Source organism: Vreelandella sulfidaeris (assembly GCF_042429665.1).
Classification (GTDB): Bacteria; Pseudomonadota; Gammaproteobacteria; order Pseudomonadales; family Halomonadaceae; genus Vreelandella.
Genome location: NZ_JBHMAC010000010.1, coordinates 226356 through 240262, shown reverse-complemented (window position 1 = coordinate 240262; position 13907 = coordinate 226356). Strand labels below are relative to the sequence as shown.

Sequence of the window (13907 nt, the reverse complement as noted above, 5' to 3'; positions counted from 1 at the left end):
TCGAAAATTTCTAGTTTTTGCTTTTTTTTCCAGGCGCTTTCAGCTCTTTCAGTTTTTCTTCAGCCTCAATGAAGTGCTTTTCTACTTCGGACGGTTGCTGAATTCGTTGTGTACGGTACTTTTCAAGCTCCTGGTGGGCTTTATCTAAGGCCAACTGATTGTTAATGCTTCCAGCATGAGTTAGCAACTCACGCCCCGTCATGGTTAAGAACTGATCAAGTCGCTGCTGCCAGTCGGCCATCGTCATAGGTTGACGGTTGAGAGCTTGCACTTCCGCCAATTCCAGATAGGCGTTGACGATCCGGTTGAGCACATTAAGTTCGTCTTCCGCTAGATAATTCTTAGCCACTTCAACATCACGTTTGAGTAGTGTCTTGCCGGGGTAAGTGGTGACTCCCATGTTGGGCTGGTTTGCATCGGCACGTTGGTAAATCAACTCGGATGCTGTGTGCCCATGGGCCGCCCAATGCATCTTGTTTTGCACCTGCTTGAAAAATAGCTGTGTTTGGTCTGCTTTTGGGTCGTAATCAGTACTGGTCGCGTAAATATCTAAGACCTTGCGCCAGAAAACTTTTTCCGAACTACGAATGTCACGGATGCGGGCGAGTAATTCTTCAAAATAGCGCTCGTTTTGCGGTTCTTTGAGGCGTTCATCGTCCAGCACAAAGCCTTTAATGATGTACTCTTTAAGCCGATCAGTAGCCCAGATTCGAAAACGAGTGGCTATCGCACTTTTCACTCGATAGCCAACGGCAATAATCACATCCAAATTGTAAAAGTCGCGCTGGCGCCGAACCTCACGCTGACCTTCACGCTGAACTGACAAGAGTTTCTTGTGAGTTGCCTCTCGCTGCAGCTCATCTTCTTGATATATATTCTGAATATGAAAGCTGATGTTTTGCTGAGTGGTTTGAAACAGTTCAGCCAGTTGCTGCTGAGTTAGCCACAACGTCTCATCTTGCAGGCGTACTTCCAGCCGCAGTTGGCCTTCTGCCGCTTCGTAAAGCAAAACATCGCCAGTGTTGCCAGGTTGTTCAGTTGCCTCGCTCATATTTATCCAACCTTTTTACTCGTCGGCAGGTGGGCCATACCATGTCCTTTGGTTGATAAGCAGATCGTTTTGCTGATCGCCGAAAGCAACTATTTTGCCAGACACCAGGATGGCTTGTCCTACTCATTACGACTTACCTAGCAATCCCTCAAAAAAACTCACCGCATTGGCTTCCAGCCCTTCTAGGTAGTAGCCGCCTTCTTGCACCACCAGCGTGGGTAGATTCAGGCCCGCCACCTTACGGCCCAGTTCGCTAAACCCTGGCGTGGAAACCGCGACCTTGGCTTGCGGGTCGCGCTCATGGATATCAAACCCCAACGCCAGCACCAGTGCGTCAGGCTCAAACAGGCGAATGGCCTGGCAGGCTTGCTCCAGACGATCAAAAAACACCGCCTCCTCGGACCCATGCGGCATTGGCAGGTTGAGGTTATAGCCAAGCCCCGCCCCCTGCCCGCGTTCATCTTCAAAACCGGTTACCGCTGGATAGAAGTTGGTGGGATCGCCATGGATCGAGATATACAGCACATCGTCGCGCTGGTAGAAAATTTCCTGAATGCCCTGCCCATGGTGCATGTCGGGGTCCAGCACGACGACGCGGGGGTAGCGCGAGGTAAGGTGCTGGGCGGCAATCGCGGCATTGTTGAGAAAACAGAACCCTCCGGCTGAATCAATACCGGCGTGATGGCCCGGCGGGCGCGATAATGCATAGGCAAATCGTTCACCGCTTATTAACGCCTCAGCACCAGCAACCGCGCTTTGCGCTGACCAATAAGCCGACTGCCACGTATAGCGCCCTACGGGGGCGCTACCATCCGCCAGGTAACGCGCGGCTTCCGCCAAGATGCCCCGCAGGGCGTTAGGCGAACGCACAAAGATATTGGAGATGACTTCTTCTCCCCAATCCTCATCAAGCGCATGCCAGCGCCGATGAGCACTTTCCAGAAAACGCAGATAGGCCAGCGAATGCACGGCTCTTAGCGGCGCCACCCCATGATCAGCAGGCGTTTGAAGCTCAAAACCCAGTCGCTTGGCGGCCGCCAGCAGGTGCGTGGCACGCTCAGGCACCTCCTGGGGAATGCGCATCTTGCCCCTGGAGAAGTAGGTTTGCGGCTGATGAAGCCGTTGGTCGTCATGAAAGAACGTCTTCATCGACAGTATCTCCAGTATCGCCCACTCCCTTCACCACGAAATCGCGGGCGACACCAATATGGTAGTCAATCGCCTCCCGGCACGCGGCAGTACTGCCGCTATCCAGCGCATCGAGCAGTTGGTAATGGCTGGTCGCGATAGTGTCGGGGGCCTCGTGAGTTTTGGTAATCAGCGTGATGCATAGACGCAGTTCGTGAGTAAGATCATCAAAAGCGCGCAGCAACCGGGCGTTACCTGCGTAGTGCAGCATTGACCGATGAAACTGAAGATCTTCCTCGATGCGTCGGGTGCCATCATTTCCCGTCGCTGCCTCGCATAACACGTCTACCTGCTGTTTAAGCGCGCGCTGAGCCTCGGGCGTATATCGCTCCACCAGGCGGTGTATGGCATGTCGCTCAAGGCACAGGCGTAGATCAAACACATCTTCTAGTTCAACGGCATCCAAGGCCCGAACAAAGAAACCCCGGCGGGGTTTGGAGATCAGCAAACCACGGCTTTCCAACAGCCGAGCAGCCTCTCGAACCGGCGCTCGGCTGACCCCCAGCTCCCGCGAGAGCTGCACCTCTGAAAGCCTTTCGCCAGGTAAAAAGTGTTGCTGAATAATCGCTTGGGTTAAGTAGTCGGCCACCTGCTCGACCAGGTTCTGCTGTTGAATAAAGGCCCTGGGAGCCGCTGATGATAAGGCCATAAAAGTTACTCGTTGGAGATGACACGTTATTTCCAGTATGACGAAAAATTCCGTGTTGTCGACGAACGATTGCCGACTGTCGACAGTTTAAAAAAGCGGTGCTATGGTCAAAAAGGCCCTTTAACAAACCAACACAAACGGGCTTTACAGCACCACGCCTCTCTCGTCTAAACGATAGCGTAAGACTACTTACGCGCTAATAAACCGAGGAGCAGGAAACATGAAGACACCTTTGGCTTTGGCTATTTCCGCTGCAGCACTTGCCTTTACCACCGCCGCGCTGGCCGATGACCCGAAAGAGGGCGGCGTGGTTGACACCATTATCCAGCCCGAGCCCCCCGGCCTGGTACTGGGCATGGTTCAAAACGCGCCGACGCGTACCGTCTCGGGTAATATCTACGAAGGGCTGTTGCGCTACACCACCGACCTTGAGCCCATGCCGCAACTGGCGGTGTCGTGGGATGTCAGCGACGACGGTCGCACCTATACCTTCCATTTACGCGACGATGTCACCTGGCATGACGGTGAACCCTTCACCGCTGAGGATGTGGTGTTCTCTGCCGATGTTTTCCACCGCGAGCTGAATCCCAGTGCCCGCGCCGTGCTGCAACATGTGGAGAGCATCGAGGCCACCGATGACCATACCGTGGTGTTTACCCTGACCCAGCCTTTCGGCCCTTTCCTGCTCTCGTTTGAAGCCGGCACCTTCACCATGGTGCCTGAGCACCTCTACGCGGGGACTGATTTCCGCAATAACGAACATAATGACCACCCTATCGGCACCGGCCCCTTCAAGTTCTCCAACTGGGAGCGCGGAACGGTGATCGAGTTAGTCAAAAACGAGGAATACTACGAAGACAACCTTCCCTACCTGGACGGCGTGAATTGGCACATCATTCCTGACGGCGCTTCACGGGCGGTGGCGTTTGAGAACGGCACCATCGATGTGCTACCCAGCGGCACCGTCGAAAATTTCGATATTCCCCGCTTGGCCGAGATGGATAACGTCTGCATGACCGAAGAGGGCCATGAATATTTCAGCCCCTTTGCCATGCTGTGGATGAATAACCGCGAAGGCCCCACCGCCGATAAACGCTTTCGTCAGGCGGTGATGTACGCCATGGATCGTGAGTTCGCCAAGAATGTACTCTGGAACGGCCTGGGTAACGTGCCACTCTCTGCCTTCGGCTCCAATGCGCGCTTCCAGAACGATGACCTGGAACCCTATGACTACAACCCAGACCGCGCCCGTGAGTTACTGGATGAAATGGGCTATGACGGCGAAGAGATCACCATTTTGCCGCTGCCCTACGGCGAAACCTGGACCCGCTGGGCCGAAGCCGTGCAGCAAAATCTGCGCGAAGTAGGCATCAATGTTGAAACCCAGGCCACCGATGTAGGCGGCTGGAACCAGCGCCTGGGCGACTGGGATTATGACCTGGCCTTTACCTACCTCTATCAGTACGGCGACCCCGCGCTGGGTATTTCACGCACCTACCTTTCCGACAATATTGCTCAGGGTTCGCCCTGGAATAACGTGGAAGGCTACGAGAACGAGCGTGTTGACGAGTTGTTCAACGAGGCGGCTACCGCTTACCCCGACGAAGAACGCGAAGCGCTTTATCGCGAAGTGCAGGAAATCCTTCACGAAGACGTGCCCGTTGGCTGGTTGATGGAGCTGGGCTTCCCGACACTTTACCGCTGCGATGTGAAGAACCTGGTTACATCGGGTGTCGGTGTTAACGACGGTTTCAAGGATGCTTGGCTAGATCGCTAGTTTTTAGCAAGTGCCTAAGCCCGCACCCAGGCGGCGCACGCTGCCTGGGTGTGCCAGCGATGTCTTGCAGGTATTCGTCAGGAAACTACTTATGGTTTACGCTCGCCTTATCCTAATGCGGCTGTTCAAGGCCGTGATTGTGCTGTTTTTAATCGTTATTTTTAACTTCCTGCTGATTCAAATGGCCCCCGGCGACCCGGCCGCCATTCTGGCCGGCCAAGCGGGCGCCGCCGATCAGGAATTTCTTGACCAGTTGCGCGAGCGCTTTGGGCTTGATCAGCCGATGTATGTGCAGCTTTGGCGCTACGTATCGGGTATCGCCATGCTCGATTTTGGCTACTCCTACCGGCTGGGCGTGCCGGTGTTCGATCTGATCATGGACCGCTTGCCCGCTACCTTGCTGCTGACCGGCACCGCCTTTGTGCTCTCGCTGGTGCTGGGCATTGTGGCAGGCTCCATGGCCGCAGCACGGGTTAAAAAGCCTTCCGGCTCACTGATCATGGCGCTGGCGCTGGTGTTCTACGCCACCCCGCTATTTTGGGTTGCTCTGATGTCGGTGGTGGTGTTCTCGGTCTATCTCGGCTGGCTACCTGCTTATGGCCTTTATACCGTGGGGGCAGGCCACACGGGGTTTGCACTGGTGCTGGACATTGCCAAACACCTCGTGCTGCCAGCGACCACCCTGGCGCTGTTCTTCATGGCGATTTACACCCGCATGACGCGCACGTCGATGCTCGACGCCGCCCAGCAGGATTACGTTAAAACCGCCCGCGCCAAGGGCTTGAAACCGAGCATTATCCAGCGCCGCCATGTGCTTCGTAATGCGCTGTTGCCGATTATTACCCTGGCGGGTTTGCAGGCGGGCCAAATGGTCGGCGGGGCTATCCTCACCGAAACCGTGTTTGCCTGGCCCGGCATCGGGCGGCTGATGTTCGAAGCGTTACAACAGCGTGACTACAACCTGCTGCTGGGCATTTTCTTCTTCTCGGCGGCGCTGGTCATCGTCTTCAATATCGTCACCGACTTGGTGTACCGACTGGCTGATCCACGCATCAAGGGGGCCTCATGAGTTTTTTTGCACGCTTTGCGCAAAACCGCGGCGCCCTGGTGGGGCTTATTATTCTGCTGCTGATTGTGGCCATGGCAATACTGGCGCCGCTGCTGTTTCCTGAATCGCCCTGGCGCATGATGCAACGGCCATTTTTGCCTCCTCTCTCTCAGGATGGCTTTCCTTTGGGCACCGATACCATGGGCCGCAACGTGGCGGCAGGCTTGATGCACGGCGCCTGGGTATCGCTGCTGATTGGGCTGGTCTCGACCTGCGTGGCGCTGTTGATCGGCGTGCCGCTGGGCGCCATTGCCGGCTACTACGGCGGGCTGGTTGATGACGTTTTGATGCGCTTCACCGAGTTTTTCCAGACCATCCCCAACTTTGCGTTGGCGATTGTGCTGGTGGCCATTATGCAGCCCAGCATTACCTCCATCGTGCTGGCGATTGCCATTGTCAGTTGGCCGCCGGTGGCACGCTTGGTGCGCGCTGAGTTCATGTCGTTGCGCAACCGCGAATATGTCGAAGCCGCGCGTCTGGTCGGCCAATCCAACAGCACCATTATTCTGCGCCAGATTCTACCCAATACGTTGTCACCGATTATTGTGCTGGCCTCGTTGATGGTCGCGACCGCTATTTTGCTGGAGTCGGCGCTATCGTTTCTCGGCCTGGGCGACCCGAACGTGATGTCCTGGGGTTACATGATTGGTGCGGCGCGCACGGTGATTCGGCAAGCATGGTGGCTGAGCTTCTTTCCTGGGGTGGCGATCTTGCTGACGGTGCTGGCGTTAAACCTGGTGGGTGAAGGATTAGATGACGCACTGAACCCCAAACTATCCCGCGAGCGCTAAGCGTTTATTATGGCTGGAGTGCCTGTTATGAATGAAGCATCAACAGAAACCGTGCTTAGCATTCGCGATGTAAGTATTGCGCTGCCCAAAGGGGCGGACCGCGCCCTGGCGGTGGAAAACGTTAGTTATGACGTGAAGCGCGGCGAAATCATGTGTGTGGTGGGCGAGTCTGGTTCCGGTAAATCGATGGCCGCTAACGCCGTGATGGGCCTGCTGCCCAAAGGCGTTTATGCCACTCAAGGCGAGATACTCTTTGAGGGGCAGGACGTGCTTGCCCTGACGGAAAAGCAGCACCGCGCCCTGCGCGGGCTAAAAATTGGCATGATTTTTCAGGAGCCGATGACCGCCCTTAATCCACTGATGCGGGTAGGCGCGCAAATTGCCGAAGTGTTCGAGGCCCATGGCCAGCTCACCCCCAAAGAGCGTCAGGCACGCGCGCTGGAGCTGTTAATCGAAGTGGGGCTACCGCAGCCGGAAAAAGCCATTCGCGCCTATCCTTTCGAGCTGTCGGGTGGGCAACGTCAGCGGGTCATGATTGCCATGGCGCTGGCGCTGGAGCCCGTGTTGCTGATCGCCGACGAGCCCACCACGGCACTGGATGTCACCACCCAGGCACAGATTCTGGAGCTGATACGCGACTTGCAGCAACGCCGCGGCATGGCGGTGATGTTTATCACCCATGACTTTGGGGTGGTGGCTGAAATCGCCAACCGCGTGTGCGTGATGCGCCATGGCCAAATTGTCGAACTTGGCGACGCCAAACCGGTACTTGAGAACCCTCAAGACGCTTATACCCAAGCGCTGATTGCCGCGATTCCCAGCAATGCGGTGCCGCCCCACCGTGAGACCAGCCAAGTCGCCCCGCTTTTAGAGATCAAGCAGCTCAGTAAAGTATTTCGCTCTCGGGGTGGCTGGCTCAAACCTTCCCGAGAGGTACGTGCGCTTGACGATGTGTCGCTCACGCTGGCGCGGGGTGAAACGGTGGGAATTGTGGGCGAGTCAGGTTCGGGGAAATCCACCTTGGGACGCTGCGTGGTGCGTTTGGAACACCCCGACAGCGGCGAGCTGTTGCTGGATGGCGTGAATCTCTCTCGGCTAAAAGGCGACGCACTACGCCGTGAACGCCACCGGGTGCAGATGATTTTTCAGGACCCTTACGCCTCGCTCAATCCGCGCACCAAGGTTGGCATGGCGATTGCCCAAGGGCCAATTGCCAACGGCACGCCCAAGGCCGCAGCCCTTAAGCAGGCGGGTGAGCTACTCGATACGGTCGGCTTGGGCGCCAGCGCCGTGGATCGCTACCCTCACGAGTTTTCCGGTGGTCAGCGCCAGCGGATTGGCATTGCCCGCGCGCTTGCGCTCAACCCCGAGTTGATCGTCGCAGACGAGGCGGTCTCGGCGCTAGATGTGTCGATTCAAGCCCAGGTACTGGAACTGCTTGAAGAGTTAAAGCAGCGTCTTTCACTGTCACTGCTGTTTATTACTCATGACCTGCGGGTAGCCGCGCATATTTGCGACCGTATTGTGGTCATGCAGCATGGCCGTATCGTTGAGCAAGGCAGCGCCGAGCAAATTTTCCTCGCCCCGCGTGAGGCGTATACCCAAGACTTGCTCAAGGCAATTCCAGGCCGCGAAGCGCCCGTGGCGGCGACAGCGTAAGTGATCGGGTGGGCAAGACAAAATGGGCCAGAAAAAATGAAAAAGACAAGCTAAGGAAAACACATGCAAATAACCCTGGAGGCACTGCGCGCCATTGTCGGCCCGGCTCATGTATTGACGGGTGACGATGTGACCAGTCGCCGAGAAGACTGGATGACCGGGGCCCCTTGCCAGGCAGGCGCCATTGTTCGCCCGGCCGATACCGAGCAAGTCGCGGCGATAATGGCTGCCTGTCATCAGCGACGGCAGCCGGTAGTGACCCATGGCGGATTAACGGGGTTGGTTCACGGTGCAGAGGCACGCCCTGACGAACTGGTGATCTCCCTTGAACGCATGACCGCTATTGAAGAGATTGACCCAATAGGCGGGACGCTAACCGTGCAGGCAGGGACACCGCTGCAACGGGTTCAGGAAGCGGCCAAAGAGGTGGGCCTTCAGTTTCCGTTGGATTTAGGCGCACGTGGAAGCTGTACGATCGGCGGCAATATCGCCACCAATGCTGGCGGCGTGCGGGTGATCCGCTACGGCATGATGCGCCAGCAGGTGTTAGGGCTGGAGGCGGTAATGGCCGATGGCCGCGTGGTCAGCTCCATGAACCGCATGCTGAAAAACAATGCCGGTTTCGATTTAAAGCAGCTATTCATCGGTAGCGAAGGCACCCTGGGAATTGTGACTCGCGCGGTGCTGCGCTTGCAGCCGCCCACGCCCAGCGAGCAAACGGCGCTGGTGGCCTGCCCCTCGTTTGAGGCGTTAACCGGGCTACTCAGCATCATGGGTAAAGCGCTCGGCGGCAGCCTGGGGGCGTTTGAGGTGATGTGGCAAAACCACTACCGGCTACTCACCGACACTCTGAACCGCCACACCCCGCCGATTGCCACCGAGCATCCGTTTTATGTGATTATCGAGTCGCTGGGCAGCGACGCTGAGCGCAATGCCACTCAGTTCAGCGAAGCATTAGAAAGCGCGTTAGAGAGCGAGCTGATTGTGGATGCTGTGATTGCCCAGTCGGCTACCCAGCGCGATGGGCTATGGGCGATTCGGGAAGATATCGAAGGCCTGGTGAAAGGGCTGGCGCCAGTACTCACCTTTGATGTCAGCCTGCCGATTGCTGAGATGCAACGCTACACGGATGCCCTTGAAAGCCAATTGAAAAAGCGCTGGCCAGCGTCGCGCCTGGTGGTGTTTGGACATTTAGGCGATGGCAATCTGCATATTTCCATTACCGTTGGTAGCAACGACTCAGCGGTTCGCCATGAGGTGGAAGCGATGGTCTATCAGCCGCTGGCGGTGCTGGGCGGCTCGGTATCTGCCGAACATGGCATTGGCCTGGAGAAGCGACCGTGGCTAAGCACCTGCCGCTCAAGCGCTGAAATTGAATTGATGCAGTCGCTCAAGCAAGCGCTCGACCCGTTGAACCTGCTGAACCGCGGAAAAGTGCTTCAAGATACGTTTTAAGTTAATCACTCACTGTTTTGTAGGAACCACCATGCCCCGTTACCCCGATCACCTGACCGGTGAAGGTCCTGTTAACCCGTTTCCCGGCATCAAGGTATTAGAGCGCCGCATTGGAAAGGAAATTCCCCATCGGCTGGGCTCAAACGAAGGTCTGGACATGCCCCATCGCGCGCTGCGTGAGCACTTTGGCGATGCCTTGGTTGAGCATGTTTACTGCTACGGTGATGCCGAGGCGCTGGGGGTACGTAAGCGTCTAAGCGCTCAGCAAGGTATCCCATTGGAAACGCTGCTTGTCGATGCCGGTGCTGACAGCTTGATCGCACTGGCCTTGCGTACCACCTGCAAAGCCGGGGGCACCGTGGTGAGCACTGCCGGCACTTACCCTACGTTTGGTTATTTCGCCCAGGGTCAGGGCTGTCGGCTTGTCGAACCCAGCTATTCTGAAGCGCCTGGCGTGCTGGCGCCCGACCTTGATGCGCTGGCCGCCGCCGCGCACCGGGAAAACGCCACACTGGTGTATCTAGCCAACCCGGACAACCCCAGCGGCCACCTGCATAGCGACAACGCGATTCTCGCCCTGCGCGAGGCACTGCCCGATACCTGCTGGTTGCTGCTGGACGAAGCCTATGGGGACTTCCGCGACGACGCGGGTAGCGAGTTCGCGGCTAACGCAATACCCGGCGTGATCCGCCTGCGCACGCTCTCTAAAGCTCATGGTTTAGCGGGGCTTCGTATCGGCTACGCGATTGCCGACCCTGACGTGCTGGCGATGATGATGAAAGTGCGCATTCACTACGCTGTATCGTCATTGACCCTGGCCGCCGCCGAAGTGGTGCTCGACCATCCTGACGAGGTTCACCAACATGTCGCTGATGTAAAAGCGCGCCGGGAACAGCTAGCCGAGCACTTTCGCGCACTCGGTGCCGACGTGCTCCCCAGCGCCACCAACTTTATCGGCATTCGCCTGCCCAGCGCGGAACTCGCCGCCGAGGTGCACCAGCAGCTGCTCGCCGAAGGTGTATTAGTCACTCGTCTGGCGCACCCAGAGCTTGCCAATGTAATTCGCATTACCGCCGTGCAAGCCGCGTTGGAGCCTGGAAGATTAGCGGCTCTCGAACAGGCTGTTAAAGCTTAAACTGACGTTAACCAATGCCTGAAATCATCCAGTTCGCCGCGCACCGCTTGGCGATATAAACGCTGCAATTGCGCCGTCACGCTGTCGGGGCGGATGGGTTCGTCGACCGGCGGCGCGCCAGCGCGACCACCAATGCGGCGGCCATCCAGCTCACGAAGCGGGAGTATTTCGGCGGCGGTGCCGGTTAAGAAGGCCTCGTCAGCGGTGTAGAGTTCATCGCGGGTAATCCGCCGTTCGCGCACGTCAATACCCAGCCTCTTTTGCGCCAGTTGAATCACGCTGTCCCGGGTGATGCCTTGCAGGCACGAGGTCACTTCCGGCGTATGCAGCACCCCATCGCGCAGTAAAAAGATGTTTGCCGCCGACGCCTCGGCCACATAGCCTTCCGGGTCGAGCATGATGGTTTCATCAAACCCGGCTTTAATAGCAGTGTTCAATGCAAGAATGGAGTTGACGTAGTGGCCGTTGGTCTTGGCGCGGCACAGACTGATATTGACGTGATGACGCGCCCAGGAGGAGGTTAACGCACGTAGCCCGTGGGTTGCCGCTTTAGGTGAGATGTACGGGCCTAGATCCCAGGCAGCGACCATTACATGGGTCGTCAGCCCTTGCGCGCGCAGCCCCATGCCTTCCGCCCCAAAAAACACCGTGGGCTTCAGGTAAGCGTTCGTCAGATTGTTCTTGCTCAGGCACTCACGCTGGGCGTCGATTAATGCTTCTTCGCTAAACGGCAGCGGCATGTCTAATGAATGAGCGCTTTCGGCTAAACGCCGGGTGTGCTCAGCCGTACGAAATAAATGCGTGCCGTTAGGGCCTGCATAGGCCCGCACGCCTTCAAAACAGCCCATTCCGTAGTGCAGCGTGTGAGTCAACAGATGCACCTTGGCCTCGCGCCACTCGCACCATTCTCCGTCCTGCCAAATCCAGCCATCGCGATCATAAAGCGGTGTCATTGTTTGTTTTGCTCCCACTGTTGGCTCCAGCCATCTATCAATGTTTGCTGGTGCGGTTGCAGGGCTTGATAGCCCCACGCGGCAATCTCATCGTTTTGCGGGTCGGGCACCGCCGTGGCGCTGCCCGCCAGGGTTTGAATGACCGCATGACCACAAAGCGGTACATAGCCTTCGGAGTAACCGCCTTCATGAACAAACACCAGTTTGCCATCGCAGCAGCGTTCGGCCAGCGCTTTTAGCTGGGCAGTCATGGTGGCAAACGCTTGGCTATTGAGCAGCATCTTGCCTAATGGGTCTTTGGCGCAGGCATCAAAACCACAGGCCACCACTATCAACTCAGGCGTAAAGGCTTCCAATGCTGGCAGCACCAGTTTTTTCATGGCGTAGTCATACGCGCCAATGCCGCAACCCGGTGGCAGCGGCAGATTAAGATTGGCACCCAGGCCGGCATCTTCGCCCTGCTCGTCAAAACTGCCGGTTTCCAGCGGGTAGTTGGCCGCTTGATGAAGTGACACCGTCAAGACGTCAGGCTCGTTATAAAACGCGGCCTGCTGGCCGTTGCCGTGGTGAACATCCCAATCAAGGATCGCCACACGCTTGACCTGCCCCAGCTCGCGAGCGCGCATCACCGCCACGGGAATATTACCCAGCAGGCAAAATCCCCGCCCCTGGTCAGCTTCAGCATGGTGGCCGGGTGGGCGGCACAGGGCATAGGCGTTGCTCACCTCGCCTCGCGCCACTGCCTCAACGGCAGCAATCGCTAAGCCGGCTGACTGAATCGACGCCGACCAGCTGCCCGGCATATAAGGCGCGCAGTCACCGCCATTGCCGCCTCGCGCCCGGTCGCCTGCTTGTAATCGCTCCAAATAACGCGGCGTGTGAAAGCGCAGCAAATCGTCAAGCGAGGCAGTCGCAGGCTTGACCACTGTCAGTTCATCGATCAACCCACTGACTTCGAGAATGTTCTTCAGTCGCCGCTTGCTTTCAGGACTTTCTGACGCAGCCTGGGGTTGTAAAAACTCACCAGGGGCGGAAAACACGCCAATCGCCCCCTGGTCGTGCCAAAAACATCGTTCGTGCCAATAGAAACCGGTTCTGTTCATGAGTAAAATCCCCGCATGAAAGCCGCCAGATTGGCACTCAAGTGCTCGGTGGGATAGCCGCCTTCCTGAATAATCACCATGGGAAGCGCCAGCGCCGCTACGCGTTTACCCACGTCGACAAACGCGTCGGTATCGACAGCAAGCCCGGCAAGCGGGTCCGCCTTGTGGGCGTCCAGCCCTAGCGCCACCACCACCGCTTCTGGTTCATAGCGTTCCAGGTGATCGATCAAAATCGCCAGCGCATCTAGATAAACCTCTCCGTTGCTGCCTACCGGTAAGGGCAGATTAACGTTAGCACCGACGCCCTCCTCGCTGCCTTCTTCATCAGCACCGCCCCAAAAGAAGGGGTAGAAGTCGCTGGGGTCGGCGTGCAGCGACCCCGTCCACACATCGTGGCGATGATAAAAAATATCCTGGGTACCGTTGCCGTGATGCAGGTCCACATCAATGATCGCCACCTTGGCAAAGCGTTCGCGCAGCACGGTGGCGGCCAGCGCGGAATTGTTCAGCAGGCAAAAACCACCGGCGCGTTCAGGCCCGGCATGGTGACCCGGCGGGCGGCACAGCGCGTAGGCTGAGGGCGCGCCCTTAAGCACCTCTTCTGCCGCGGCTTCAGCGCTGGCGGCTGACGCCAGCGCGCCTTGAAAGCTGGTCGGGCCTATCGGGCAGGCCATATCGTGCAAGTGCCAGCCCGCCTGCCCCACCGGGTGGCGTGGGTAGTGATGCCCACCGCCGCAGGGGTGGATATTGGGCGCCACCACGTCCGCTGCATTGGGCAACGCCTGCCAGCGAGTGTAAATGGTGTCCAGAAACCGTAGGTAGCGCGGCGTATGGATCTGCTCTAAACGTTTGCGCAGGGTCGGTGAATCGGCCTCGTTAGGCGCGCTCAGGGTAAGCCCTGAACTTGTCAAGCCTTGGGTCAGCAGCTCGGCGCGCACCGGGCCTTCCGGCGAAGGCGCAGGCTGGCCGCGCAGCAGAAATGTCGGCGGCGCATGCAACGCCTGGTCAGGGTGGTAAAAGCATTTCATGGTTATGTTC

General features: G+C 57.6%; 12 protein-coding genes. 6 read left to right on the top strand and 6 right to left on the bottom strand.

Annotated features, from left to right (window positions below; all coding sequences use genetic code 11):
• Window positions 1–10 precede the first annotated feature (10 nt).
• The 3 genes from ACFFLD_RS06060 to ACFFLD_RS06050 form a co-directional block, all read right to left on the bottom strand.
• Window positions 11–1051 carry a virulence RhuM family protein gene (locus ACFFLD_RS06060; protein WP_386038069.1) on the bottom strand — a complete coding sequence of 347 codons (1041 nt, stop codon included), beginning with the start codon at window positions 1049–1051 and terminating at the stop codon, window positions 11–13.
• Window positions 1052–1177: 126 nt separating this feature from the next.
• Window positions 1178–2200, bottom strand: coding sequence for a histone deacetylase family protein (locus ACFFLD_RS06055; protein WP_386038066.1), 1023 nt, complete (start codon window positions 2198–2200; stop codon window positions 1178–1180).
• Complete coding sequence (locus ACFFLD_RS06050) at window positions 2181–2888, bottom strand: GntR family transcriptional regulator (RefSeq protein ID WP_386038063.1); 708 nt, start codon at window positions 2886–2888, stop codon at window positions 2181–2183. Before ACFFLD_RS06050 ends, ACFFLD_RS06055 begins: the two co-directional genes overlap by 20 nt.
• A gap of 220 nt (window positions 2889–3108) precedes the next feature.
• Here ACFFLD_RS06050 and ACFFLD_RS06045 point away from each other — a divergent pair, with 220 nt between their 5' ends.
• The 6 genes from ACFFLD_RS06045 to ACFFLD_RS06020 all read left to right on the top strand — a co-directional run bounded on the left by ACFFLD_RS06045 (window position 3109) and on the right by ACFFLD_RS06020 (window position 10813).
• Window positions 3109–4665, top strand: a complete 1557-nt coding sequence (locus ACFFLD_RS06045) for an ABC transporter substrate-binding protein (protein ID WP_386038060.1) — start codon at window positions 3109–3111, stop codon at window positions 4663–4665.
• Between the two features lie 91 nt (window positions 4666–4756).
• The gene (locus tag ACFFLD_RS06040; RefSeq protein ID WP_386038057.1) at window positions 4757–5734 is read left to right on the top strand and encodes an ABC transporter permease; all 978 of its coding nucleotides are present in this window, start codon (window positions 4757–4759) and stop codon (window positions 5732–5734) included.
• On the top strand, window positions 5731–6564 hold the full coding sequence (locus tag ACFFLD_RS06035) for an ABC transporter permease (protein WP_386038054.1): 834 nt from the start codon (window positions 5731–5733) through the stop codon (window positions 6562–6564). Before ACFFLD_RS06040 ends, ACFFLD_RS06035 begins: the two co-directional genes overlap by 4 nt.
• A gap of 27 nt (window positions 6565–6591) precedes the next feature.
• Window positions 6592–8223 (top strand): ABC transporter ATP-binding protein, encoded by a 1632-nt coding sequence (locus ACFFLD_RS06030; RefSeq protein ID WP_386038051.1) that lies wholly within the window; start codon window positions 6592–6594, stop codon window positions 8221–8223.
• A gap of 63 nt (window positions 8224–8286) precedes the next feature.
• A complete protein-coding gene (locus tag ACFFLD_RS06025; protein ID WP_386038048.1) occupies window positions 8287–9678 on the top strand; it encodes an FAD-binding oxidoreductase in 1392 nt (463 codons plus the stop codon).
• 31 nt (window positions 9679–9709) lie between these two features.
• Window positions 9710–10813, top strand: a complete 1104-nt coding sequence (locus ACFFLD_RS06020) for a pyridoxal phosphate-dependent aminotransferase (protein ID WP_386038045.1) — start codon at window positions 9710–9712, stop codon at window positions 10811–10813.
• On the opposite strand, the gene ACFFLD_RS06015 is transcribed toward ACFFLD_RS06020, so the two are convergent.
• Genes ACFFLD_RS06015 through ACFFLD_RS06005 form a run of 3 tightly spaced genes read right to left on the bottom strand, consistent with a single transcriptional unit; the run spans window position 10810 to window position 13897 of the window.
• The gene (locus ACFFLD_RS06015; RefSeq protein WP_386038042.1) at window positions 10810–11766 is read right to left on the bottom strand and encodes a branched-chain amino acid transaminase; all 957 of its coding nucleotides are present in this window, start codon (window positions 11764–11766) and stop codon (window positions 10810–10812) included. The genes ACFFLD_RS06020 and ACFFLD_RS06015 overlap by 4 nt on opposite strands.
• Entirely contained in the window at window positions 11763–12869 is a 1107-nt protein-coding gene (locus ACFFLD_RS06010) for a class II histone deacetylase (RefSeq protein WP_386038039.1), read from the bottom strand. Before ACFFLD_RS06010 ends, ACFFLD_RS06015 begins: the two co-directional genes overlap by 4 nt.
• The gene (locus ACFFLD_RS06005; RefSeq protein ID WP_386038036.1) at window positions 12866–13897 is read right to left on the bottom strand and encodes a histone deacetylase family protein; all 1032 of its coding nucleotides are present in this window, start codon (window positions 13895–13897) and stop codon (window positions 12866–12868) included. The genes ACFFLD_RS06010 and ACFFLD_RS06005 overlap by 4 nt, the downstream gene beginning before the upstream one ends.
• Between the last annotated feature and the right edge of the window lie 10 nt (window positions 13898–13907).

What these genes read in the sequence shown, in the direction of transcription:
- ACFFLD_RS06010 (WP_386038039.1), bottom strand. Translation starts at nt 12,869, where the DNA reads ATGAACAGAACCGGTTTCTATTGGCACGAACGATGTTTTTGGCACGAC.
- ACFFLD_RS06035 (WP_386038054.1), top strand. Translation starts at nt 5,731, where the DNA reads ATGAGTTTTTTTGCACGCTTTGCGCAAAACCGCGGCGCCCTGGTGGGG.
- ACFFLD_RS06020 (WP_386038045.1), top strand. Translation starts at nt 9,710, where the DNA reads ATGCCCCGTTACCCCGATCACCTGACCGGTGAAGGTCCTGTTAACCCG.
- ACFFLD_RS06025 (WP_386038048.1), top strand. Translation starts at nt 8,287, where the DNA reads ATGCAAATAACCCTGGAGGCACTGCGCGCCATTGTCGGCCCGGCTCAT.
- ACFFLD_RS06030 (WP_386038051.1), top strand. Translation starts at nt 6,592, where the DNA reads ATGAATGAAGCATCAACAGAAACCGTGCTTAGCATTCGCGATGTAAGT.
- ACFFLD_RS06015 (WP_386038042.1), bottom strand. Translation starts at nt 11,766, where the DNA reads ATGACACCGCTTTATGATCGCGATGGCTGGATTTGGCAGGACGGAGAA.
- ACFFLD_RS06045 (WP_386038060.1), top strand. Translation starts at nt 3,109, where the DNA reads ATGAAGACACCTTTGGCTTTGGCTATTTCCGCTGCAGCACTTGCCTTT.
- ACFFLD_RS06055 (WP_386038066.1), bottom strand. Translation starts at nt 2,200, where the DNA reads ATGAAGACGTTCTTTCATGACGACCAACGGCTTCATCAGCCGCAAACC.
- ACFFLD_RS06005 (WP_386038036.1), bottom strand. Translation starts at nt 13,897, where the DNA reads ATGAAATGCTTTTACCACCCTGACCAGGCGTTGCATGCGCCGCCGACA.
- ACFFLD_RS06040 (WP_386038057.1), top strand. Translation starts at nt 4,757, where the DNA reads ATGGTTTACGCTCGCCTTATCCTAATGCGGCTGTTCAAGGCCGTGATT.
- ACFFLD_RS06060 (WP_386038069.1), bottom strand. Translation starts at nt 1,051, where the DNA reads ATGAGCGAGGCAACTGAACAACCTGGCAACACTGGCGATGTTTTGCTT.
- ACFFLD_RS06050 (WP_386038063.1), bottom strand. Translation starts at nt 2,888, where the DNA reads ATGGCCTTATCATCAGCGGCTCCCAGGGCCTTTATTCAACAGCAGAAC.